The 23394-nt window shown below is 67.3% G+C and carries 23 protein-coding genes and 1 pseudogene; 16 read left to right on the top strand and 8 right to left on the bottom strand.

Annotated features, from left to right (window positions below; translation table 11 throughout):
- Positions 1 to 3: 3 nt before the first annotated feature.
- Positions 4 to 570 carry a hypothetical protein gene (locus BN2156_RS26065; RefSeq protein WP_235625547.1) on the top strand — a complete coding sequence of 189 codons (567 nt, stop codon included), beginning with the start codon at positions 4 to 6 and terminating at the stop codon, positions 568 to 570.
- 11 nt (positions 571 to 581) lie between these two features.
- Here the strand turns inward: BN2156_RS26065 and coaA are convergent, their stop codons facing one another.
- Entirely contained in the window at positions 582 to 1520 is a 939-nt protein-coding gene (gene coaA, locus BN2156_RS26060; protein ID WP_090517880.1) for a type I pantothenate kinase, read from the bottom strand.
- A 30-nt stretch (positions 1521 to 1550) separates the two neighbouring features.
- Here coaA and BN2156_RS26055 point away from each other — a divergent pair, with 30 nt between their 5' ends.
- The 12 genes from BN2156_RS26055 (at position 1551) to BN2156_RS26000 (ending at position 13386) form a co-directional block, all read left to right on the top strand.
- Positions 1551 to 2777, top strand: coding sequence for a DUF885 domain-containing protein (locus BN2156_RS26055; RefSeq protein ID WP_090517879.1), 1227 nt, complete (start codon positions 1551 to 1553; stop codon positions 2775 to 2777).
- Between the two features lie 188 nt (positions 2778 to 2965).
- A complete protein-coding gene (locus tag BN2156_RS26050) occupies positions 2966 to 3376 on the top strand; it encodes a hypothetical protein (RefSeq protein WP_131725206.1) in 411 nt (136 codons plus the stop codon).
- 313 nt (positions 3377 to 3689) lie between these two features.
- A complete protein-coding gene (locus tag BN2156_RS26045; protein WP_090517877.1) occupies positions 3690 to 4001 on the top strand; it encodes a hypothetical protein in 312 nt (103 codons plus the stop codon).
- A 98-nt stretch (positions 4002 to 4099) separates the two neighbouring features.
- Complete coding sequence (locus BN2156_RS26040; RefSeq protein ID WP_090517876.1) at positions 4100 to 5563, top strand: glycine hydroxymethyltransferase; 1464 nt, start codon at positions 4100 to 4102, stop codon at positions 5561 to 5563.
- A gap of 64 nt (positions 5564 to 5627) precedes the next feature.
- A complete protein-coding gene (locus BN2156_RS26035) occupies positions 5628 to 6455 on the top strand; it encodes an acyl-ACP desaturase (protein ID WP_090517875.1) in 828 nt (275 codons plus the stop codon).
- Between the two features lie 200 nt (positions 6456 to 6655).
- Positions 6656 to 7969 carry an RNA 5'-3' helicase PhoH2 gene (locus tag BN2156_RS26030; protein WP_090517874.1) on the top strand — a complete coding sequence of 438 codons (1314 nt, stop codon included), beginning with the start codon at positions 6656 to 6658 and terminating at the stop codon, positions 7967 to 7969.
- 72 nt (positions 7970 to 8041) lie between these two features.
- On the top strand, positions 8042 to 8926 hold the full coding sequence (locus tag BN2156_RS26025) for a polysaccharide deacetylase family protein (RefSeq protein WP_090517873.1): 885 nt from the start codon (positions 8042 to 8044) through the stop codon (positions 8924 to 8926).
- Positions 8927 to 9009: 83 nt separating this feature from the next.
- A complete protein-coding gene (locus BN2156_RS26020; RefSeq protein ID WP_090517872.1) occupies positions 9010 to 9993 on the top strand; it encodes an Acg family FMN-binding oxidoreductase in 984 nt (327 codons plus the stop codon).
- Positions 9994 to 10013: 20 nt separating this feature from the next.
- Positions 10014 to 10463 (top strand): universal stress protein, encoded by a 450-nt coding sequence (locus BN2156_RS26015; protein WP_159402868.1) that lies wholly within the window; start codon positions 10014 to 10016, stop codon positions 10461 to 10463.
- A gap of 10 nt (positions 10464 to 10473) precedes the next feature.
- Positions 10474 to 11112, top strand: a complete 639-nt coding sequence (gene dosR / locus BN2156_RS26010) for a hypoxia response regulator transcription factor DosR/DevR (RefSeq protein ID WP_090517870.1) — start codon at positions 10474 to 10476, stop codon at positions 11110 to 11112.
- Positions 11113 to 11204: 92 nt separating this feature from the next.
- On the top strand, positions 11205 to 11657 hold the full coding sequence (locus BN2156_RS26005) for a pyridoxamine 5'-phosphate oxidase family protein (RefSeq protein ID WP_090518562.1): 453 nt from the start codon (positions 11205 to 11207) through the stop codon (positions 11655 to 11657).
- Between the two features lie 7 nt (positions 11658 to 11664).
- The gene (locus tag BN2156_RS26000; protein ID WP_090517869.1) at positions 11665 to 13386 is read left to right on the top strand and encodes a sensor histidine kinase; all 1722 of its coding nucleotides are present in this window, start codon (positions 11665 to 11667) and stop codon (positions 13384 to 13386) included.
- A gap of 104 nt (positions 13387 to 13490) precedes the next feature.
- Here BN2156_RS26000 and BN2156_RS25995 read toward each other — a convergent pair whose 3' ends face one another.
- Both BN2156_RS25995 and glpX read right to left on the bottom strand, forming a co-directional pair.
- Positions 13491 to 14921: a class II fumarate hydratase gene (locus BN2156_RS25995; protein WP_090517868.1), complete on the bottom strand. Its 1431-nt coding sequence runs from the start codon at positions 14919 to 14921 to the stop codon at positions 13491 to 13493.
- A 19-nt stretch (positions 14922 to 14940) separates the two neighbouring features.
- Complete coding sequence (gene glpX, locus BN2156_RS25990) at positions 14941 to 15969, bottom strand: class II fructose-bisphosphatase (RefSeq protein ID WP_090517867.1); 1029 nt, start codon at positions 15967 to 15969, stop codon at positions 14941 to 14943.
- A 55-nt stretch (positions 15970 to 16024) separates the two neighbouring features.
- Here glpX and BN2156_RS25985 point away from each other — a divergent pair, with 55 nt between their 5' ends.
- Together BN2156_RS25985 and BN2156_RS25980 are read left to right on the top strand one after the other, a co-directional pair.
- Positions 16025 to 16663 carry a DUF4245 domain-containing protein gene (locus tag BN2156_RS25985; RefSeq protein WP_090517866.1) on the top strand — a complete coding sequence of 213 codons (639 nt, stop codon included), beginning with the start codon at positions 16025 to 16027 and terminating at the stop codon, positions 16661 to 16663.
- A gap of 23 nt (positions 16664 to 16686) precedes the next feature.
- Positions 16687 to 17490 (top strand): dienelactone hydrolase family protein, encoded by an 804-nt coding sequence (locus BN2156_RS25980; RefSeq protein WP_162490970.1) that lies wholly within the window; start codon positions 16687 to 16689, stop codon positions 17488 to 17490.
- Here the strand turns inward: BN2156_RS25980 and BN2156_RS25975 are convergent.
- From BN2156_RS25975 to BN2156_RS25960, 4 genes and pseudogenes are all read right to left on the bottom strand, one after another.
- On the bottom strand, positions 17487 to 18704 hold the full coding sequence (locus tag BN2156_RS25975; RefSeq protein WP_090517864.1) for an AI-2E family transporter: 1218 nt from the start codon (positions 18702 to 18704) through the stop codon (positions 17487 to 17489). The genes BN2156_RS25980 and BN2156_RS25975 overlap by 4 nt on opposite strands.
- 64 nt (positions 18705 to 18768) lie before the next feature.
- A pseudogene (locus BN2156_RS25970) lies at positions 18769 to 19598 on the bottom strand (SDR family NAD(P)-dependent oxidoreductase).
- Positions 19595 to 20368 (bottom strand): SDR family NAD(P)-dependent oxidoreductase, encoded by a 774-nt coding sequence (locus BN2156_RS25965; RefSeq protein WP_090517863.1) that lies wholly within the window; start codon positions 20366 to 20368, stop codon positions 19595 to 19597. Before BN2156_RS25965 ends, BN2156_RS25970 begins: the two are co-directional and overlap by 4 nt.
- The gene (locus BN2156_RS25960; RefSeq protein WP_090517862.1) at positions 20365 to 21468 is read right to left on the bottom strand and encodes a cholesterol dehydrogenase/isomerase; all 1104 of its coding nucleotides are present in this window, start codon (positions 21466 to 21468) and stop codon (positions 20365 to 20367) included. Before BN2156_RS25960 ends, BN2156_RS25965 begins: the two co-directional genes overlap by 4 nt.
- A 399-nt stretch (positions 21469 to 21867) precedes the next feature.
- Here BN2156_RS25960 and BN2156_RS25955 point away from each other — a divergent pair, with 399 nt between their 5' ends.
- Complete coding sequence (locus tag BN2156_RS25955; protein WP_210436718.1) at positions 21868 to 22143, top strand: hypothetical protein; 276 nt, start codon at positions 21868 to 21870, stop codon at positions 22141 to 22143.
- A gap of 12 nt (positions 22144 to 22155) precedes the next feature.
- Here BN2156_RS25955 and BN2156_RS25950 read toward each other — a convergent pair whose 3' ends face one another.
- A complete protein-coding gene (locus tag BN2156_RS25950) occupies positions 22156 to 23355 on the bottom strand; it encodes a cytochrome P450 (RefSeq protein WP_090517861.1) in 1200 nt (399 codons plus the stop codon).
- Positions 23356 to 23394: the final 39 nt, after the last annotated feature.

The raw sequence follows: 23394 nt of genomic DNA, 5'->3' as shown, positions 1-23394 counted from the left end.
GAAATGCACTGGGCACCAGAACACACCGAGCGGCTGCGGGCGGTACGGATCGGCTGGGACGGAACCGAAGTGGGCGCACCGTGCTTCCCGCCGGGTTGGGACACCGAGCCCGGTGACCTCGACCTGCTGCGCATCGCCACCGGGTTCGGGGTCTGTGCCACAGGCGAATACGGCTACGAACGACCGCCGGCCGACCATGAGTACTCGTTCTTCGTGGCGGAGCTGCCGGCGTCTGGCCCGTTCGGCTTCACCGATCAGCACCGCACTTTGCTGGCGCACATGAGCTGGGAACTGTCCGATCCCTACTTCGACGACGAGGTCCCCGGCTGTGATCCCAAGCGGCCGTACGGCGACTTCACCTTCTACCAGCTGGAGATGGCTCTGCACCTGGGCCTGATCCCGCCCGAGAAGCCGGAGGGCGTCGATCCGATGACCCCCGAACTGGTCACCGCGATGACCGAACTACACCAGCGGATGCAGCCCGCACTCCAGGTGTTCTTGCACCACTTCGTGATTGCCGACGGCCAGCGGTTCGTCGGCAACGAATGGGGCGGCTGGGAACGCGGCTGAGCGGTTTTCCGCTAGAGCTTGCGCAGCCGCAGCCGGTTGATCGAATGGTCGGCATCCTTGCGGAGCACCAGGGTGGCCCGCGGCCGGGTCGGCAGGATGTTCTCGATCAGGTTGGGCCGGTTGATGGAATGCCAGATGTCCCGGGCCGCGAACACGGCCTGCTCATCGGTCAGCGTCGAGTAGTGGTGGAAGTGCGAGGCCGGATCCGCGAACGCGGTCGAGCGCATTGTCAGGAACCGGGAGATGTACCACTGCTCGATGTCCTCGATGCGCGCGTCGACGTACACCGAGAAGTCGAACAGGTCCGAGACCATCAGCGCCGGCCCGGTCTGCAGGACGTTCAGCCCTTCCAGGATCAGGATGTCCGGATGCCGCACCACCTGCTTCTCGCCCGGCACGATGTCGTAGAGCAGGTGTGAGTACACCGGCGCGCAGACCTCGTCGGCGCCGGATTTCACCGCGGTGACAAAGCGCATCAGGCCGCGCCGGTCGTAGCTCTCCGGGAATCCCTTGCGGTGCATGAGGTTCCGGCGGTTGAGTTCCTTGTTCGGGTAGAGGAACCCGTCGGTGGTGACGAGGTCGACCCGCGGATGGTGGCCCCAGCGGGCCAACAGCGCCTGCAGCACACGGGCGGTGGTCGATTTCCCGACCGCCACGCTGCCCGCGACGCCGATGACGAACGGCACCGGCCGGTCCGGATTCTGCTGTGGCTCACCGAGGAACTCCGCCGTTGCGGCGAACAACCGTTGCCGCGCCGCCACCTGCAGATGGATCAACCGGGCCAGTGGCAGGTAGACCTCTTCGACCTCGAGGATGTCGAGTTTCTCGCCCATACCCCGCAGGCGCAGCAGTTCGTCCTCGGTGAGTTTCAGCGGTGTCGACATGCGCAGTGCACGCCATTGACTTCGGTCGAACTCCACATAGGGGCTCGGCTCGCTCGGCCGCGGCATTCGGTCAGTCTTACATCTACGGTTGTGGGCATGGCGAACGGGATGGACTTCGGAGCGGACAAATCGGCGGACTCGGCCGCCCTCATCCGCGAATATCTGCTCCTCGGACTGCGCTTCGACCGCGTGGAGGACGGCTACGTCGACTCCTTCACCGGCGACCCGCAGCTGCGCCGGGCGGTGGAGAACGAGCCGCCGCCCGACCCGGCCGATCTGGCCCGTCAGGCTGACCGCCTGCTCACCCAGATCCCCGACGATCTCGACCGCGACCGCGCCGAATACATCGCCGCGCACCTGCGGGCGCTCAATTGCGCGGGCCGGAAATTCGCCGGTGAAGAGGTCGGATTCGTCGACGAGGTGCAGGCCTACTTCGACGTGCGGATCAGCAAGGGCGATCCGGAGCGCTACCGCGAGGCCCACGCCAAACTCGACGAAGCACTCGGCGGCACCGGCCCACTGGCCGAGCGGATCCAGGCGCACCGCAGCGGGGACGAGATCCCGCCCGCCCGCCTCGAGGAGTGCATCCACGCGTTCTCGTCGGCCCTGCGTGACAAGGTGCGCGCCGCCTACCCGCTGCCGGAGACCGAGACCATCACCTACGAGGTGGTCACCGACAAACCCTGGTCGGGCTTCAATTACTACCTGGGCGACTACAAGTCCACCGTGGCGGTCAACGCCGACCTCAAACAGCAGATGGCCAACCTGCCCAGGCTGGTGGCCCACGAGTCGTATCCCGGCCATCACACCGAGCACTGCCGGAAAGAAGCCGGCCTGGTGGCCCGTGACGGCGAGCTGGAACAGACGATTTTCCTCGTCAACACCCCGCAATGCCTGATGGCCGAGGGTCTGGCCGACCTGGCGCTACACGCCATCGTCGGACCCGGCTGGGGCGCGTGGGCCGCCGACATCTATGCCGATCTGGGGCTGCGGTTCGACGGGGAACGCGCCGAGGCGATCTCGGAGGCGATGGCCGGGCTGGCCGACGTGCGCCAGGACGCGGCGCTGATGCTGCACGACGAGCACCGTGACGTCGACGAGGTGGCCGAATTTCTCAAGCGGTGGCTGCTGGTCGGCGACGATCGGGCCAGGCAATCGCTGCGGTTCCTGTCCTCGCCGTTGTGGCGGGCCTACACCAGCACCTACATCGAGGGTTACCGATTGCTGCGCCGGTGGTTGGACGACCGCCCCGACGGCGTGACGCTGACCGAGCGTTTCGGGCGGCTGCTCGACGAGCCGCTGATCCCATCGACGTTGGCCTGACAGCAAACTCACTATCTGATCTCAGTCCTGCTTTCACGGCGCTTCTCACATTTGCTCGATGGTGTTATGGGTTGCGTTGCGTCTGCAGTATGAACCGCGTCTCAAGTGCTTGAACCACCTAATTACCCGTCGGTAACCTTGTTGCCAGTGGTCCGGCGATCGCGCCGGGTCGGGCAAAGGACATGACCATGGCGGCAACAATGGAGAGACTGGACAAGATCAAGCGCACGGCCGGCGTGATCGTGGCCGCGGGTGCAGTGGCACTCGCTCCGATCCTCGGCTCGGTCGCGGTGGCCGATGCCGCACCTGTCACGAAGGTCGGTAGCGATCCCGTCGCGCCGGCCAAGCCCGGCGGCAACAAAGCCCCCTTCACCAAGGTCGGTAGCGATCCGGTGACCTCTGCCATCTCTGGCATCTCCGGCGTGCCCAGCCTGTCTGGTGGCGCCGAGACCCCGCCCCTTGTCAGCCCGTGGCCCGGCGGTGCGTGGGCCGGTCACGACTGGAGCAAGGGATACCCCGGCGGCGGTCTGGCCAACGGCAAGGGCGGCGGCGCCGCCATTCATGGCAAGGCCGGCGGCGCGTGGAACCACAGCGACTGATCTGACAATCCGAGGAGGCGGGCGGACCCATTGGGCCGCCCGGCCTTGGTTGGCGCCGGTCGGTCACCATTTGCACTTCGCTGAGTAGATTTGCTGTCTGCCGGGTAATTCATCGCTCGTGCCTGCTGAGGGCTTGTCAGGATTGTCGGCCTCTTCCCCAAAATTGCAGTTGAAAGCGCAATTACTGACCTTGATGCGTATTGCTGCGAAACATGGATCCGCGCCGCTTGGCTGCTTGATCGGCCTCGCGGCCGAAGCGTAGAGTATTTGCTGAGCATCGCGACGCAACCGGGTGGAAGCAAGGGGAGTCGACATGGCTACAACGAGCACGAAATCGAACCGGGTCAAGCTGATGGCCGGTGTGGCCGTGGTGGCAGGCTCGATGGCTGGACTCATCGGATCCGCCGCGGTGGCCAATGCCGATCCCGTCGTCATCTTGAACGGCGAAGAGATCGAACCGCCCAGCCTCGTGAGCCCGTGGCCCGGCGGCGCGTGGGCCGGCTGGGACTGGAGCAAGGGCTGGCCCGGCGGTGCCTGGGCCGGGCACGACTGGAGCAAGGGATGGCCCGGCGGCGGTTATGCCAACGGCAAAGCCGGTGGCGCCTGGAACCACACTGCCGAGTGATCTGACCACCGACGAAACCGGGCAGACCGAGCGGTTCGCCCGGTTTTGCCGTGGTGCCAGTCGTCGGCTCCAGATGTGGCCCGACTAGGCTAAAAGCCATGGCAGCAGACTCGTCATCCACCTTGCCCGCGGCTTCCGGCGTCGATTACGCCGAGACCTCAAGCGCCGCGTATGCGGCCGCATTGCGGGTCATCGAATCCGTCGAGCCCCGGGTCGCGGCGGCCACCCGTAAAGAGCTTGCCGATCAACGTGATTCGCTCAAGCTGATCGCCAGTGAGAATTACGCCTCCCCGGCCGTGCTGCTGACCATGGGCACCTGGTTCTCCGACAAGTACGCCGAGGGCACCGTCGGGCACCGCTTCTACGCCGGCTGCCAGAACGTCGACACGGTCGAGGCGCTGGCCGCCGAGCACGCCCGTGAACTGTTCGGCGCCCCCTACGCCTACGTCCAGCCGCACTCCGGCATCGACGCCAATCTCGTTGCCTTCTGGGCGATCCTGGCGACCAAGGTCGAGGCGCCCGAGTTGGCCAACCTGGGTGCCAAGCACGTCAACGACCTGTCCGAGGCGGACTGGGAGACCCTGCGCAACAAGCTGGGCAACCAGCGCCTGCTCGGCATGTCGCTGGATGCCGGCGGTCACCTGACCCACGGCTTCCGGCCCAACATCTCGGGCAAGATGTTCCATCAGCGCAGCTACGGCACCAACCCGGAGACGGGCTTTTTGGACTACGACGCGGTCGCCGCGGCTGCCCGCGAGTTCAAGCCGCTGATCCTGGTCGCCGGATACTCCGCCTATCCGCGCCGGGTGAACTTCGCCAAGATGCGCGAGATCGCCGACGAAGTGGGCGCCACGCTCATGGTCGACATGGCCCACTTCGCGGGCCTGGTCGCGGGCAAGGTGTTCACCGGCGACGAGGATCCGGTGCCGCACGCCCACGTCACCACCACGACCACGCACAAGTCTCTGCGCGGCCCGCGCGGCGGCATGGTGCTGGCCACCGAGGAATTCGCCCCGGCCGTGGACAAGGGCTGCCCGATGGTGCTCGGCGGGCCGCTGAGCCATGTGATGGCCGCCAAGGCCGTCGCGCTGGCCGAGGCGCGCCAGCCCGCGTTCCAGACCTACGCCCAACAGGTCGCCGACAACGCCCAGGCGCTGGCCGACGGCTTCGTCAAGCGTGATGCGGGCCTGGTCACCGGCGGCACCGACAACCACATCGTGCTGCTCGACGTGCGCTCGTTCGGGCTGACCGGCCGCCAGGCCGAGTCCGCCCTGCTCGACGCCGGCGTCGTCACCAACCGCAACGCGATCCCGGCCGACCCCAACGGCGCCTGGTACACCAGCGGCATCCGGCTGGGCACCCCGGCACTGACCAGCCGCGGATTCGGTGCCGAGGACTTCGACCGGGTGGCCGAGCTGATCGTCGACGTGCTGTCCAACACGCAGCCCGAGGGGACATCGAAAGCCAAGTACAAGCTCGCCGAGGGCACCGCCGAGCGCGTGCACGCGGCCTCGGCCGAGCTGCTGAACGCCAACCCGCTGTACCCGGGCCTGACCCTCTGAGTCCGGGGCGACATCACAGTGGCTCGAGTTTCAGAAACATGTAAACCCGGGTTACAGTTACCCCATGGCACAGAAACCTGTAGCTAATGCGCTGACCTTGGAGCTCGAGCCCGTCGTCGAGGCTGAGCTGCGTCGACACCTGGATACCGAGGATCTCTGGTACGCGCACGATTACGTGCCGTTCGACCAGGGCGAGAACTTCGCCTTCCTCGGTGGCCAGGACTGGGATCCGTCACAGGTCACCCTGCCCAAGACCATCACCGACGCCTTGGAGATCCTGCTGATCACCAAGGACAACCTGTCGGGTTACCACCGCGAGCTCGTCGAGCACTTCATCCTCGAGGACAAGTGGGGCCGCTTTCTGGGCCGCTGGACCGCCGAGGAGCACCTGCACGCCGTGGCGCTGCGCAACTACCTCGTCGTCACCCGTGAGATCGACCCGACGGCCAACGAGGACGTCCGCGTCGAGCACGTGATGAAGGGTTACCGCGCCGACAGCTACAGCCAGATCGAGACGCTGGTTTTCATGGCGTTCTTCGAGCGTGCGCACGCGGTCTTCACCCGCAACCTCAAGGACCAGATCACCGAGCCGGTGCTGGCGTCGATGATGGGCCGCATCGTTCTCGACGAGGAGCGGCATGAGCTGTTCTTCGCGAACCTGGTGGCCTACCTGCTGGGCACCCACCGCGACGAGACCGTGGCGGCCATCGCCGCCCGGGCCCGCGAGCTCGACGTGATCGGCGCCGACATCGACGCCTACCAGGACAAGGTCGCCGTGGTGGCCGAGGCCGGCATCTTCGACAAGGCTGCTCTGGCGAAGGTCATCTCCGACCGGATCACCGCCTGGGGTCTGGCCGACGAACCCCAGCTCCAGGAGTTCATCAACACGTAACGCTCCGGGCGTCATTCACGCGGCGCGCCAGCCAGCAACCCCGCCACCGCGGGGGTAGCGTCAAATCCGATGGCTAGCGACATGCTCTGCTGTCCGGACGGTACCGATCGGTTAGATCTCGAAAGGGCCGGCTCCGGTCCTGGTGCCGCAGTGTCCACCGAGCAACTCGTGTGGGGCCGCGCGGGTTCTAGGAGCGCCACGTGACTGATTCGCCTGTCCGTACCTATGTGCTCGACACATCCGTGTTGCTGTCCGATCCATGGGCATGCACCCGGTTCGCCGAGCACGAAGTGGTGGTCCCGCTGGTCGTGATCAGCGAGCTTGAGGCCAAACGGCATCACCACGAGCTGGGCTGGTTCGCCCGGCAGGCGTTGCGGATGTTCGATGACCTACGGCTTGAGCATGGACGGCTGGATCAGCCGATTCCTGTTGGGGCAGAAGGCGGCACACTGCAGGTCGAGTTGAATCACATCGACCCGTCGGTATTGCCCACCGGCTTCCGCACCGAGACCAACGACACGCGGATCCTGGCCTGCGCGGCCAACCTCGCTGCCGAGGGCAAGCGAGTTACCTTGGTGAGCAAGGACATTCCGCTGCGCGTCAAAGCCGGGGCGGTGGGTCTGGCTGCCGATGAGTACCACGCGCAGGATGTCGTGGTGTCCGGCTGGACCGGCATGACCGAATTCGACGTGGCGGCCGAAGATATCGACACCCTGTTCGCCGACGGTGAGATCGATCTGCCCGAGGCCCGGGATCTTCCCTGCCACACGGGAATCCGATTGCTCGGTGGTAGTTCGTCGGCGCTCGGGCGGGTCAACGCCGAGAAGCGCGTGCAGTTGGTGCGTGGTGATCGCGAAGTGTTCGGCCTCCGGGGAAGGTCAGCCGAACAGCGCGTCGCCCTCGACCTGCTGCTCGACGAATCCGTCGGCATCGTCTCACTCGGCGGCAAGGCCGGCACCGGCAAATCCGCACTCGCACTGTGCGCGGGCCTGGAAGCGGTGCTGGAACGCCGTACGCAGCGCAAGGTGGTGGTGTTCCGTCCGCTGTATGCCGTCGGCGGACAGGATCTCGGCTACCTGCCGGGCAGCGAGAGCGAGAAGATGGGCCCGTGGGCCCAGGCCGTCTTCGACACGCTCGAAGGGCTGGCCAGCCCGGCCGTGCTCGACGAGGTGCTGTCCCGCGGAATGCTGGAAGTGCTTCCGCTGACCCACATCCGGGGCCGGTCGCTGCACGACTCGTTCGTGATCGTCGACGAAGCGCAGTCACTGGAACGCAACGTGCTGCTGACCGTGCTGTCGCGGCTCGGCGCGGGCTCGCGGGTGGTGCTGACCCACGATGTGGCCCAGCGCGACAACCTGCGGGTGGGCCGCCACGACGGCGTCGCGGCGGTGATCGAGAAGCTCAAGGGACATCCGCTGTTCGCCCACATCACGCTGCAGCGCAGTGAACGCTCGCCGATCGCGGCGCTCGTCACCGAAATGCTGGAGGAGATCAGCCCCGGCGCCCTGCCCTGAGTGATTTGTGCACCTCCCGTGACGGCAGGCGCTACGGGAGGTGCACAAATCGCCAGCCGGTAGGCTGCCGGGGTGGCGAGGCTCCCCAACAGTCAGGCATGGCGGTGGACCGTGGTCGGTGTGACGGCCGCCGTCGTAGTCCTGGTGGTGGGTGCGCTCACCGGGCACATCCGCCGGGACGACCCCGATGACGTGGACTGCTCCAAGGAGCGGTGCGTCGCGCTGACCTTCGACGACGGCCCCGGTCCCTACACCGACCGGCTGCTGCAGATCCTCAAGGACAACGACGCCAAGGCGACGTTCTTCCAGATCGGCAACAAGGTGGCCGCCAACCCCGAGGGTGCCAAGCGGGTCGTCGAGGCCGGGATGGAACTGGGCAGCCACACCTGGGAACACCCGAACATGACGACCATTCCGCCCGAGGAGATCCCGGCGCAGTTCAGCAAGGCCAGTGACGCCATCGAGGCGGCCACGGGCCAGCGGCCGAAGCTCGTGCGCACGGCCGGCGGGCTGATCAACGACCAGGTGCTGGCCGAGGCCGGCAAACAGGGTCTGGCCGACGTCAACTGGGACGTGATCCCGTTCGACTGGGCCAACGACGCCAACATCGCCGCGACCCGCTACATGCTGATGACCCAGATCAAGCCCAACTCCGTGGTGCTGTTCCACGACACGTACTCGTCGACCGTGGACCTGGTGTACCAGTTCATCCCGGTGCTCAAGGCCAACGGCTACCACCTGGTGACCGTCAGCCACATGCTCGGCGAACTCCGGCCCGGCACCAGCTACGGCAGCCGGGAGAACGGGCCCCCGGTGCCACCTGCCGAGGCGCTCAAGGACATCCCGCCGGCCGAGATCCCGGCGCTGCCCGCGACCCCGTCGCCCGCACCGATGCCGAACTTCCCGATCACCGACATCCCCGGGGCGAATTCCGGAGGTCCCAACAACGGGGCGTGAGAAGGCGACATGAGACGCATATCGCGTCGGGTTGAGGACCAAAGACCCTAACCGACGGGCCCGGGCACGACGAGGCTTGAAGCATGCCCGACACGATGTGCGACACAGCGACCCTCACCCGCGCGGTGCAGCTGGCATCACGTGCGCCCTCCCTGCACAACACCCAGCCGTGGCGGCTGGTGGCCGAACGTGACTGTCTGGAGCTGCACCTCGACCCCGCCCGGGTGGTGACGGCGACCGACCGGTCCTCACGTGAAGCGGTCATCAGTTGCGGTGTCCTGCTGGACCACCTGCGGGTCGCCATGGCCGCCGCCGGATGGGCCACCACCGTCGACCGTTTCCCCAATCCCAATGACCCCGATCATCTGGCGACACTGCAGTTCTCGCCGATGGACTTCGTCACCGACGCGCACCGCCGCCGGGCCGATGCGATCCTGGCCCGGCGCACCGACCGGCTGCCGATGGTCGGATACGCGGACTGGGATGCCTTCGAAACCCTGCTGCGGGCGCGGTTGTCGGCAGGCCCGGTCCACCTGGACGTGCTGGACGAGGGTATGCGTGAGCGGGTGGCCGAGGCCGCTGCGCTGACCGAGTCGCTGCGGCTCTACGATTCGGCCTATCACGCCGAACTAGCCTGGTGGACAACGCCCTTCGCGACCGAGGACGGTATCCCGCAGAGCTCTCTGGTTTCGGCGGCCGAGAGCGAGCGGGTCGCGGTGGCGCGCACCTTCCCGGTCACCACACACAGCGATCGGCGTCCCACCGTCCGCGATGATTCGGCCACTCTGGTCGTGCTGTCCACCGACGGGTACAGCCGGGCAGATGCCCTCGACGCCGGTGAGGCCCTCTCCGCGGTGCTCCTGGAGTGCACGCTCTCGGGCCTGAGCACCTGCCCAGTGAGCCACGTGACCGAGCTGCACGCCAGCCGGGACATCATCGGCACGCTGATCGGCCGTGATGCCTGCCCGCAGCTGCTGGTGCGGATCGGTATCGCCCCGACGATCACCGATGCGCCACCGCCCACACCGCGGCGTGCCGTCGAGACCTTCCTGACCTTCGAATCCTGACCGTTGACGAGGAGATGACAATGACCGACACCCTGATCGATCCCGCCGCCGCCTCGGCTCTCACCGCTGGTGCGGCCGTCGTGGTCGAAGCCGACGGCCGCACCGCCAGCAACGACGCGCTGCACACCGCGATCGAGGAGGCCTTGTTGCGTGGTGCACCGCTGCGGGTCCTGACCACCTGGGGCGCACGGCACCGTGAGATGTACGACGCGACGGCCGTCGCCGAGCGGGACCGGTTGTCGGCGGCCCAGCTGGAGCGACGGTTGGCCCGTGCGCTCAAACGCGCCCCGGAGCTCGATGTGCTGAGCATCGACGGCTACGACAGTGCCGCCGAATACCTGACGGAGCACCCGGAGTCGGCTCAGGTGCTCGTGCTCGACGCCGATCACCCGGATTCGCCGGGGCTGCAGACGGCGCTGGAGCGTTCCGGATGCGCGGTGCTCACTTGCGATCGGCGCCATCGGTTGTGAGACTCGGGGAATGATCAGCGTTTTTCTGGTCGACGACCATGAGGTGGTTCGGCGCGGGCTGATCGACCTGCTCAGCGCCGACCCGGAGCTGGACGTGATCGGTGAGGCCGATTCGGTGGCCCAGGCGCTGGCGCGGGTGCCTGCCCTGGCGCCCGACGTCGCGGTGCTCGACGTGCGGCTGCCCGACGGCAACGGCATCGAACTGTGCCGGGACCTGTTGTCCCGCATGCCCGATCTGCGCTGCCTGATGCTGACCTCGTTCACCTCCGACGAAGCCATGCTGGATGCCATCCTGGCCGGCGCCAGCGGCTATGTGGTCAAGGACATCAAAGGCATGGAACTGGCCCAGGCCATCAAGGACGTCGGGGCCGGGAAATCGCTGCTGGACAACCGCGCCGCCACGGCGCTGATGGCGAAACTGCGCGGCGACGCCGAGCGCTCCGACCCGTTGGCCGGGCTGACACAGCAGGAGCGGGTGCTGCTGGACCTGCTGGGGGAGGGGCTGACCAACCGGCAGATCGCGGCCCGGATGTTCCTCGCGGAGAAGACCGTCAAGAACTACGTGTCGCGGTTGCTGGCCAAACTCGGCATGGAACGCCGCACACAGGCCGCCGTGTTCGCCTCCACGCTCGATCGTCGCGATCACTAGCGGCGCCAGGGTCTTTGGTCCCTGACCGACAGGGCTTTCGCCCGTGTCCCCGAGATCAGCGCGGCACTACCGTCGCGGTTATGGGAACCGAAATGCCAACGCGCAGTGAGCCGGTGACGATCCTCTCGGAGCGGGACAGCTGGGAGCTGTTGGGCAGCGTGTCTCTCGGCCGCCTCGTCACCGCCGTCGACGACGAGGCACACGTCTTCCCGGTGAACTTCGCGGTGCAGAACCGCACCATCCTGTTCCGCACCGCGGCGGGGACGAAACTGATCAGTGCGGCGATCAACAACCAGGTGGTGTTCGAAGCCGACGATCACACCGCGGCCGAAGGCTGGAGCGTGATCGTGCGGGGCGTCGCACGCACCCTGCGCACGGACGACGAACTGGACGAAGCCGAACGAGCGCAGCTATTACCGTGGACGGCGACGTCGAAGACGCACTATGTCCGGGTGTCACCGGTGCGCGTCACCGGCCGGCGGTTCCGGTTCGGACCTGAGCCGGCCGGCAAAGATCCGGCTGGCTTGGTGCGCCACGGCCGATGATGCCAGCATGGGAGACGTGACTGGGCAGGCCGCGCATCCCGACGACGAGCCGCGTAACTCGCCGTTGCGCGACACCCTCTCGCAGCTGCGGCTGCGCGAATTGCTCACCGAGGTCCAGGACCGGGTCGAGGAGATCATCACCGGCCGCGACCGCATCGACGGTCTGGTCGAGGCCATGCTCGCGGTGACCTCGGGCCTGGATCTGGAGGTCACGCTCAGCACGATCGTGCGGACCGCGATCGAACTGGTCGACGCGCGGTACGGCGCGCTGGGTGTGCGCGGCGACGACCACGAGCTGACGGAGTTCGTCTATCAGGGCATCGACGACGAAACCCGGGCACTGATCGGGCACCTGCCCGAGGGACGTGGCGTGCTCGGTGTGCTGATCGACGACCCGAAACCGATCCGGCTCGACGACATCCGCGAGCATCCCGCGTCGGTCGGGTTCCCGTCCAACCACCCGCCGATGCGGACCTTCCTCGGTGTGCCGGTGCGCATTCGTGACGAGGTGTTCGGCAACCTCTATCTCACCGACAAGACCAACGGGCAGCCGTTCAGCGAGGACGACGAGGTGCTCGTGGAGGCCCTGGCCGCGGCCGCGGGCGTCGCGGTGGAGAACGCCCGGCTCTATCAACTGTCCCGCGACCGGCAGGCCTGGATCGCGGCGACCCGCGACATCGGCACCGAACTGCTCGGTGGTACCGATCCGGCCACGGTGTTCCGGATGGTGGCCGACGAGGCGCTCAAACTGACCGGTGCCGACCGCATCGTGGTGGCCGTGCCGGGCAGCGACGTCCCCGCCGGTGAGGCCGACTCGCTCGTGGTGGCCGCCACTGCGGGCAGTCCGACCAAGGTCGACTCGATTCCGCTGGGATCCCCGACGGCGGACGCGGTGGGTGCGGCGTTCCGCGAGGGCACGCCGCACCGGCTGGACCGCCTCGAGTTGGACGGCTGCGGCGGCCCGGCACTGGTGCTGCCGCTGCGCACCGTCGACACCGTCGCCGGCGTCCTGGTGGCCGTGCGCGCCGAGAGCGCCCGTACCTTCACCGCCGAACAGCTAGACATGGCTGCGGCATTCGCCGATCAGGCCGCGGTGGCCTGGCAGCTGGCCAGTTCACAGCGCAGTGTGCGTGAGCTGGAGATCCTGGCCGACCGTGACCGCATCGCCCGGGATCTGCACGATCACGTGATCCAGCGGCTGTTCGCCGTAGGCCTCTCACTGCAGGGCACGATCCCACGCGCACAGTCACCGGAGGTGCAGCAACGGCTCACCGCCACGGTCGATGACCTGCAGACGGTCATCCAGGAGATCCGGACGGCGATCTTCGATCTGCACGGTGCGCAGGCCGGGACGACGAGGCTGCGGCAGCGGCTCGATGAGGTGATCGCCCAGTTCGCCGACGCACCGATACACACCAGCTCGCGGTTCATCGGGCCGTTGTCAGTGGTCGATGCGACGCTGGCCGATCATGCCGAGGCGGTGTTGCGGGAGGCGATCAGCAACGCGGTACGTCATTCGGGCGCAACCGAACTCAGCGTTCGCGTGGAGGTTGCCGACGATCTGTCCATCGAGGTGTCCGACAACGGCTGCGGCATCGCCGCCGAGGTCACCGAGAGCGGGCTGGGGAATCTGCGGGCCCGCGCACTGAGTGCCGGTGGCCGGTTCACCATTACCGACCGGCCCGGCGGCGGGACCGTGTTGCATTGGGCCGCACCGCTTCCCGACTAGCGTTCACCTGGCGAGCTGACGCAAAAGCACCCCAGAACCGTAATTCTGGGGTGCTTTCACGTCTGCTCGCGCAGAGAACTCGCACAGAAGGGTCGCCGGCTCGCCTATTGCTCTTCGCGCAAGCGCTCATCGATGACCTTCGCCATGGCCAGCACGTCGAGGCGCTTGTCCAGCTCGGCCTCGCTCAGCTTGTCGCCGATCAGGCCGCGGTCGATGACGGTCTGACGGATGGTCTTCTTCTCCTTGAGGGCCTGCTTGGCCACCTTGGCGGCTTCCTCGTAGCCGATCGCCGAGTTCAGCGGCGTCACGATCGACGGCGACGACTCGGCCAGGGTGCGCAGGTGCTCCTCGTTGGCCACCAGGCCGTCGATGCATTTCTCGGCGAACAACCGAGACACATTGCTCAGCAGGGTGAACGACTCCAGCAGGTTGCGCGCCATCATCGGGATGTACACGTTCAGCTCGAAGGCGCCCGACAGGCCGCCGACCGTGACGGCGGCGTCATTGCCGATGACCTGTGCGGCCACCTGGGTAACCGCCTCGGGCAGAACCGGATTGACCTTGCCCGGCATGATCGAGCTGCCCGGCTGCAGGTCCGGCAGCTGGATCTCGCCCAGGCCGGTCAGCGGGCCCGAACCCATCCAGCGCACATCGTTGGCGATCTTGGTCAGCGAGGCGGCGATGGTCTTGAGCGCGCCCGATGCCTCGACGAGCCCGTCGCGGGCCGCCTGGGCCTCGAACGAGTCTGCGGCGGTGCGCAGTTCGGCCAGGCCGGTCTGGTTGACCAGCACCTCGACCACCTTGGCGCCGAAGCCGTCGGGGGCGTTGAGGCCGGTGCCCACGGCGGTACCACCGATGGCGAGCTCACCCAGGCGCGGCAGCGTGGCCTTGACGCGTTCGATGCCGGCCTCGATCTGACGGGCGTAGCCCCCGAACTCCTGGCCCAGGGTCACCGGCACCGCGTCCATCAGGTGGGTGCGGCCGGACTTCACCACGGTCTTCCACTGCTTGGCCTTGGCGGCCAGAGACTCGTGCAGCACCTCGAGCGCCGGAATCAGGTGGCGCACCGCGGCTTCGGTCGCCGCGATGTGGGTGGCGGTGGGGAACGTGTCGTTGGAGCTCTGCGACATGTTCACGTCGTCGTTGGGGTGAACGGTCACGCCGTTGCGGGCGGCGATCGAGGCGATGACCTCGTTGGCGTTCATGTTGGAGCTGGTGCCCGAGCCGGTCTGGAACACGTCGATCGGGAACTGGTCGTCGTGCAGGCCGTCGGCGATCTCGCCGGCCGCGGCGATGATGGCGTCGGCCTTGTCGGCCGCCAGCAGGCCCAGGTCCTTGTTGACCTGGGCGCAGGCGGCCTTCAGCAGGCCCAGCGCGCGGATCTGGGTGCGCTCCAGCCCGCGGAAGGAGATCGGGAAGTTCTCCACGGCGCGCTGGGTCTGTGCCCGCCACAGAGCGTTGACCGGCACCCGGACCTCGCCCATGGTGTCGTGCTCGATGCGGTATTCGGTCTCGACAGCGTTGTCGGTGCTCATGAATGCCTTTCTCAGCGGATTACGGGAGCGGGTAGGCGGCGGTCTTGTCGCCGGTGAAGTCGATGGCGGAGTACTCGTTGAGCTTGGTCAGCCGGTGGTAGGCCTCGATCATGCGGACCGTGCCGGACTTGGACCGCATCACGATGGACTGGGTGGTGCAGCCGCCGGGGTAGTACTGCACGCCCTTGAGCAGGTCACCGTCGGTGACGCCGGTCGCGCAGAAGAAGACGTTCTCACCCGAGACCAGGTCGTCGGTCGAGAGCACCTGGTCCAGGTCGTAACCGGCGTCGATGGCCTTCTGCCGTTCGGCATCGTCGGTGGGGGCCAGCTGGGCCTGGATCGCGCCGCCCATACAGCGGATCGCGGCCGCGGCGATGATGCCCTCGGGCGTCCCGCCGATGCCGGCGAGGATGTCGGTGCCGGAGTTCGGCCGGCAGGCCGAGATCGCGCCGGCGACGTCGCCGTCGGTGATGAGCCGGATGCGGGCGCCCGCGGCGCGCGCATCCTGGATCAGCTGGGCGTGCCGGGGGCGATCGAGGATGCACACGGTCAGGTCGCTCACCGAGGCGCCGCGGACCTTGGCCACCCGCCGGATGTTCTCCCCGATCGGGGCGGTGATGTCGATGGCGTCGGCGCACTCGGGGCCGACGGCGATCTTGTTCATGTAGAACACCGCGGACGGGTCGAACATGGCGCCGCGCTCGGCGACCGCGAGCACCGAGATGGCATTGGGCATGCCTTTGCTCATCAGCGTGGTGCCGTCGACCGGGTCGACCGCGAAGTCGCACTCCGGGCCGTCGCCGTTGCCGACCTCTTCACCGTTGAAGAGCATCGGTGCTTCGTCTTTTTCGCCCTCGCCGATCACCACGACACCGCGCATCGACACCGAGTTGACCAGCTCACGCATGGCGTCGACAGCGGCCCCGTCGCCGCCTTCCTTGTCGCCACGGCCGACCCAGCGGCCTGCGGCCATGGCGCCGGCCTCGGTCACCCGGACGAGTTCGAGGGCAAGGTTGCGATCCGGGGCTTCCCCCCGCGTGGGACTCATGGCCCAGATTGTCCCAGAACGTGGTCAACGTTTGGGAGCTGGGATACTGACGAGCATGTCCACTGAGCCGACGTCCCAGCCAACCCCGGTCCCGAAGCCGGAGAAGTCACGGTTGCTGCAGGACGGCCGGGACATGTTCTGGTCGATGGCGCCGCTGGTTTTGGCCTGCATCGTACTGGCCGGGATGCTGGGCATGTGTTCGTTTCAGGCGGGTGGGCCCGGGGCGGGTCCGGCCCCCGAATTCGATGCGCCGGCCGCGCTGCAGGCTGACGCCGACGCGCTGAAGATCCCGATTCGGCTGCCCCAGCTGCCTGAGGGCTGGCAGGCCAACTCCGGTAGCCGCCACGGCATCGACGGTGGTCTGACGTTGCCCGACGGTCAGCGCGGCCGGGCGGTGTCGTCCCGCGTCGGTTATCTGGCGCCCACCGGCAAGTACCTGAGCTTGACCCAGAGCAACGCCGACGAGGCCGCCCTGGTGGCCTCGATCAAACCGGATTCGTATGCGTCGGGCACCCAGGATGTCGACGGGGTTACCTGGGTGGTCTACGAGAGCAGCGACCCGGAACCGGTGTGGACGACGAGGCTGAGCGGACCGGCGCAGGTGGCGATCACGGGTGCCGGTGGTACTGATGAGTACCGTACGCTTGCGAGTGCGACGCAGAAGCAGTCGCCGCTGCCACCAAAGAGGCCGTGACGCACTAACGGATGGAGCCCGTGTTGACGTCGCCAGTTGCAGATCTCACCGGGTGGACCGCCACCCCTTTCACCGCCGCCGGCCAGACCCATGATGTGTACCGCAAGGGCGAGGGCCCCGGTGTGGTCCTGATCCCCGAGATTCCCGGACTGCATCCCGGTGTTCTCGCGCTGGGCAACCATCTGGTCGACAACGGTTTCACCGTGGCCGCCCCGTCGCTGTTCGGTACCCCGGGAGCGGCCGCGGTACGCCCGGGCGCCATCGGAGTCATGGTGAAGGCTTGTGTGACACGGGAGTTTTCAGCATTCGCCACCAACGCGGACCGGCCCGTCGCGCATTACCTGCGCGCGCTGGCCCGCGACCTCAACGCCAGCACACCCGGTAAGGGCGTCGGCGTGATCGGGCAGTGCTTCACCGGCGGCTTCGCACTCGCCGCCGCAGTGGACGACAGCGTGCTGGCCCCGGTGCTGAGTCAGCCATCGGTGCCGATCGCCCTGACCGCGGCGCAGAAACGCGATCCGGGTATGTCGGAGGCGGAGCTCAAGATCATCGAACAGCGCGTCGCCAATGACGGACTGTGTGCGCTGGCCCTGCGGTTCAGTCAGGACAAGTTGGCACCGGGGGAGCGGTTCGCCACGCTCAAGGCCCGGCTCGGCGACGCGTTCGAGGTCATCGAGATCAACTCGAAGAAGGGCAACGAGCACGGCCTGGCGGCGTCTGCGCATTCGGTGCTCACCGATCAGGTGCGCGAGGTCGACGGTCATCCGGCCTACGAGGCGCGCAAGCGCGTGGTGGAGTTCCTGGCCGAGCGGCTGAGCGCGAATTAGGCGGAGGTGCTTCTGTCCGACTCGGCCTTGGTCTTGGCTTCGATTTTCGATTCGGCTCGGGACGCAGATTCCTTGCCCCCGAGCCGTTTCTGAATCCAGTCCCACAGCCGTCGCCACGGGCTCTGGCCCGGTTCCTCGGGTTCGGTCATCTCGAGCTCGACGCCCTTGTAGACGGCGAGGTACACGCTGACCGTGGTGACGATGATGATCATCAGGACCGGCCCGATCACCAGACCGAAGAAGCCGAACATCGAGATGCCGGCGAACACCGCGAGCAGCATCAGCGCGGGGTCGAGTCGGGCGGCCTTGGGCACCAGCCACGGGCGCAGCAGATTGTCGATGTTGGTCACCACCAGCAGGTGGAAGACCACCACGAAGACTCCGCCGATGATGTTGCCGAAGAACATCATTCCGATGCCGAACGGAATCGTCACGATACCGCCGCCCAGCGGGATGACCGACAGTGCGGTGAGCAGGATCGCGAAGACGAAGAACCCGTTGTGGAAGCCGGCGATGTAGATCGAGATGGCCCCGGCCACGCCCTGGCAGAACGCGATCACGAACTGGCCCTTGACCGTTCCCTTCACCATGGCACCGGTCTTGGCCAGGTACAGGTCGGTGATCTCCTCACCCAGCGGGTTGAGCCGGCGGATCAGGGTGGCGATCTCGCCGCTGTTGACCAGCATGGAGATGAACACGTACAGGAAGATGATCGACGCGGTGATCGCGCCGACCATGCCGCCGACCGCTCCCTGCAGGATGCTCAGCAGCCACTCGCCAAGATGCTGCGAAAGCTTGACCACGGTGTCGCGCAACGAATCCGCGGTGAGGTGGATATCGAGGAACGGCACGCGGCCCAGCATGGAGTTGACCAACTGCAGGGCCCGGTCGCCGAGTGTGCTGAGGTCGGTGTCGGCGATCCAGGTGCTGACCATGTTGACCAGCTGGGTCACTTGGACGATGGCCATGAACACCACGAGCGCCACCGGGATGATCACCATGAGGATGGCGACCAGCAGTGTGAGCGTGGCGGACAGGCCCGTACCGAACCGGCGCTGGAACCGTTGATAGAGCGGGGTGAACAGATAGGCGCCCACTCCGGCCATCACGATCAGCACGAAGAAGCCACGCAGGAAGTAGGCGCCGAGCAACAGGGCCAGCACCGTGACGACCGCCAGCGCCCGTTTCTGCGTGAGGGTGAACTCGTCTTTCATCGGGCCCCTTCCCGCCGTTGGGCTGACCCTATCGTCACGCCGGCGTGACGGTCGGCATTGAGCGTCACTCCAGCGTGACGTTGGTGCCCAGTGCTGAGTGGTGGGCGGCCTGGCCGGCCCGTTGTGAGGCAACGAACTTGGTCGACAGCCGCTGCATCAGGCCGGGCGCGAGCCGGGCGAACAGCCAGGAGGCGTGGGCCCGACGGGGTTTGACGAGGATGGCCTTGTTGCGGCTGATGGCGCGCAGAGTGTCGGCGGCCAGCCGGTCGGGGTCGTAGGCGGTCTTGACGCCCTGGCCCTGCAGGAAATAGTCGCGGCCCACGAAGCCACCGACCGCGCCCTTGTCGAGGATCGGTGTCTCGACAGCGGCCGGGCAGACCGCGAGTACGCCCACGCCGTGGGCGGCCGCCTCTGAGCGCAGCGCCAGAGACAGTCCGACGACGGCGTGCTTGGTCATCACGTAGCTGGTGAGCTGACCCGCCGCAGCCAGCCCGGCCATGGAGGCGGTGTTGACGATGTGGCCGTGGCCCTGCCGGATCATCTGCGGATACGCCGCGGCGACACCGTGGACGACGCCGCGCACGTTGACGTCGATGATGGCGTTCCACTGGTCCAGGGTGAGCAGTTCGGTGTTCCCGCCCCAGACGATGCCCGCGTTGTTGAACATCAGGTCGAGCCGACCGCCCCGCTCCACCACGCCGTCGACCGCGGCCTGCACGGCGGCCGCATCGGTGACGTCCAGACGTGCCGACCGGGCACCGAGCGGTGCGGCGGTGCGGGCCGCCGCCTCCTCGTCGATGTCGGTGCAGAGCACCTCGGCGCCGGCGGCTGCCAGCGCGCGATACCGGAGCCGGCGCCGGTGACCAGCGCCTGCTTGCCGGCCAGCGAGCTCACGCCTGGGCCAGCTTCATGACATGCCCGAGAACGTCCGGGTAGCGCTTGAGGTGTGCGCCGCCGTTGAGGTCGAGTACCTCACCGGTCAGCCACGAGGCCTGCGGTGAACACAGGAACACCACGGCCGCAGCGATGTCCTCGGGCGTTCCGCTGCGGCCCAGTGCGGTGTTCTCGACGTATTCCTCGACCACGCCGGGGATCATCGCGGCGGGATCGGTCAGTGGGGTCTTGACGAATCCCGGCGCGATCGCGTTGACCCGGATGCCGCGCGGTCCCATCTCCAGCGCGGCCACCTGCGTCAGCATCGACAGGCCGGCCTTGGCCGCGCAGTAGGCGCTCATGCCGGCAGCGGGCTGACGCCCGTTCAGCGATGAAATCGATAACAGCACACCGCCTTCGGGCAGGTTGCGGCCGGCGTGTTTGGCGACGATGAACCCGCCGTTGAGGCAGACGTCGACGACAGAGCGGAAGTCCTCGACCGCCAGGTCGGTGATCAGCCCGACGTTGCTGAACCCCGCGCAGTTGATGACGATGTCGACCGGCCCAGTGGCCTCGAACAGCTTCTCCACCGCGTCCTCGTCAGTGACGTCGACGTAGAAGCTGGTGTGTGGCGCACCGAGCTGAGCGGCCCGGGCGGCGGCGGCGTCGCCGTCACGGTCGGCCACCACGATGCGGCAGCCTTCGGCGGCCAGGGCCTGGGCGCTGGCCCAGCCGATTCCCGAGGCCCCGCCGATGACGATCGCGACGCGTTGTGTGGTCACGCTGCTCATGTCGTCTCCTCGCGCGAGCGCTCGTCGGGCGCCTGATCCGGTCGGTGGTCGCCCCACTTCTTGTCGATGGCGTTCCACGGGTCGGCCAGCTGCCCGGGATAGTCCTTGTAGGCGGACTTCGACCGCAGGAACGCGCGAATCAGGGGTGCGGCCAGGCCGATCGGGAACCGCTTCAATCCGGCGTTCGCCCTGGTGTCGGCCAGGAGCTGAGGCCATGAGTGGTGCTGGAATCCGAGCACTTGCTGCGAGCGGCCGGTGTCCATCCAGTCCGTGGCGAACCAGGCGGCGTCATCGTCGGGGTTGCCGGGCCGGCCGATGGGCAGGCCGCCCTTGATTCCCATCGCGGCCGCCGCTTCCGAGCCGACCGCGGACTGGATGTGCCGGTGGGTTGCGGCGTCGCCGCCGATCAGCAGCACCTCGTGGTTGACGGTTTCGGTCGGCACCGTGGTGGCCGCGACGAACGCTGCCGCCACGTCGCGCACGTCGACGGTCTGCAGGCGCCCGTCGGCGGGCAGCACGCTCTCGAACGAGATGAGGTCGACATCGATGCCGAGGCTGAACTCGGAGCTCATCACCCCGCCGAGACGCAGGATCAGCCAGTCCAGCTTCGAGGCCCGGACCAGCGCCTCGGCCTCGACCTTGTGCGCGCCGTAGATGTCGGACGGGTTGACCGGGGTGTCGGGCGTCAGCACATCGTCGATGTGGTGCGGATTGCGCGCGCCGTAGACGGCGATGCTGGAGGCCTGCACGAACCGCGGCGGCGCGGGCTGGGCCTCGGCCGCACGCAGCAGCGACGCGGTGGCCTCGACGTTCACCTTGCGAGCCAGCCCACGGCGCATGTAGCAGAACGGCGGGATGATCGCGGCGAGGTGGATGATCGCGGCCGGTGCGACCGCCGCCACCAGTGCGTCGACGGCGGCGGAATCGGTCAGATCGGCCCAGCGCACCTCGACCGATGCCGGGAGTGTGGCGGCAGCCTTGCGGTTGTTGGGTACGTCGAGATCGGTCGCGATCACGTTGCGCCCGGCGGCGGCCAGCGTTTTCACGACGGCCGAGCCCACCAAACCGAACGCGCCGGTAACCAAAACAGCGTCGGACATAGGCCTCCTCGCTAGAACGTGTTGCAACACTAGCGAACGTCAGTGTGGTGTGTGTCACCGCGATCCCGTCTGGATCGCCGGGTTCTCGGCTGACTGTTCGCCCTGGAGTGCTCAGCAACCGGTGAGCACCCGTCGTACTGGGGGTGCGCCTGGGTAGGCGAATGTTGCTGCCGTTGCCTCAAAAGCATCGGCCGATGGCGCGATCGTCGGGTAAGTGTGACCGGGGACACGCTGCCCGCCTCGATGTGACGTGTTTGCCGGAACGGTCGTCGTTGCCGGATTTGGAAATTTGCCCAGGACCTATGCAAGGTGTGGCTGTAGGTATCGAACGAAAGTGAGCCAATCGCAGGCGTTTGTGATGTACTCGGTTGCACGCGTCAGCAATTGGGGAGGTGTGGGATGTCCGAAGATGTCGTGACGGGGGTTAACGACAGCGACTCCGGCGAAATTGCCGAAGAGGTTGCTGTTGGGTCCTCGGTGATCGTGTATCCGGGAACTGACGAAGAACTGCACGGCACTGTCGTCGAAGATTTCGCCGACTTGGCCGGGACCGCGGTCGAGGTCGCTGGGGAGCGCATCGTCGAACCGGCGCGACGGTGGGCCGTCAACCTCGACGACGGTGGCCTGGTGTTCGTCGACGACGACAGCATCGCGCTCGCGGCGCAAGCCGCCTGAGTTCCGCGTAGTTCACCGCACGCTCAGCGGAAGCCGGCGTAACCGGCGCACCAGCAGGCTGGGCTGCCATTCGGCATCGCCTGCCGGGCAGATGGTGCCGCCGGCCGTCAAGAGTGACGAGATCACGATCCGTGCCTCGAGGCGGGCCAGGGCGGCGCCGAGGCAGAAGTGCCCGCCCTTGCCAAATGCCAGGTGGTTCTTGATGTTCGGCCGATTCGGCCGGAATTCGTTCGGATCCTCGAATACCGCGCCGTCGCGGTTGGCCGCGCCCCACAGAAGCAGTAGGTGGCTGTCCGCCGGGACCGCCACGCCGGCGAGCTCGGCGTCGGTCAACACGTGCCGGTAGTGCCCCCGGAACGGGGACTCGAACCGGAGCACCTCTTCGAGGAACGGCGCGATCATCGCGGGCTCGTGCCGCAGCCGCTCGGCGAGCTGGGGCCGGCGACTCAGAATCCACACCGCGCTGCCGATCAACGACGCCGTGGATTCCGCCCCCGCGCCGACCAGCTGGATCAGCATGAATACCGCCACCTCCGGGGACACCCGCTCGGCCGCGCAGTACGCGGCCAGGTCTCCCAGCAGGTTTTCTCGCGGGTTTGCCGAAGCCGCACCGAACTGTTCGGTCAGGTACCCACCGAGCTCGACGGCCGCGATCCCCGACGCGGTCAGTTGTTCGGAGTCGACCAGCCCGTCGAGCAGTTGGGTGCTGGCGTAGGCCCACGCCACCAGCAGATCCACGTCCGCGGCCGGCAGTCCCAGCAGTTGTGCCACCACCAGCATGGGCAGCCGGTCGGCCAGTGTGGACATCCACTCGAACTCGCCGCTCGCGTCGGTCAGCAGCTCAGCGGTGAGGTCAGCGATGAACGGTTCGAGCTCGGCGATCCGCTTGGCCGCCATTCGGGGCAGCACCATCTTGCGATGGACGGCATGAGCGGGATCGTCTGCGGTGGCCAACACGTGGATGGGGTTGCCCGGCTCGCCCATGCCGAATGCGGAGACGGTGCCGTCGGGCTGCGACCACATGGTCGCGGTGAGATTCGAGGAGAAGTCCTGCGAGCGTGCGGTGGCCTCGACGACCGCGTCGAATGACGTCACCACGAAGAACGGTGAGTCGCCGACCTGCGCCACCGGTGCCTCGGTGCGCAACCGGTCGTAGAGCGGATACGGATCCTGTAGGCAAGTCGGTTCGAAAAGTTCGTGTGCCTGAAGCATTTGCCCAGGTTGGCTGGCATTTCCGGAGGAGTCAACGAC

It is taken from the genome of Mycolicibacterium neworleansense, from assembly GCF_001245615.1.
GTDB classification, from domain to species: Bacteria; Actinomycetota; Actinomycetes; order Mycobacteriales; family Mycobacteriaceae; genus Mycobacterium; species Mycobacterium neworleansense.
The sequence above is the reverse complement of the archived record's forward strand: the minus strand, read 5'-3'. Positions and strand labels throughout refer to the sequence as shown.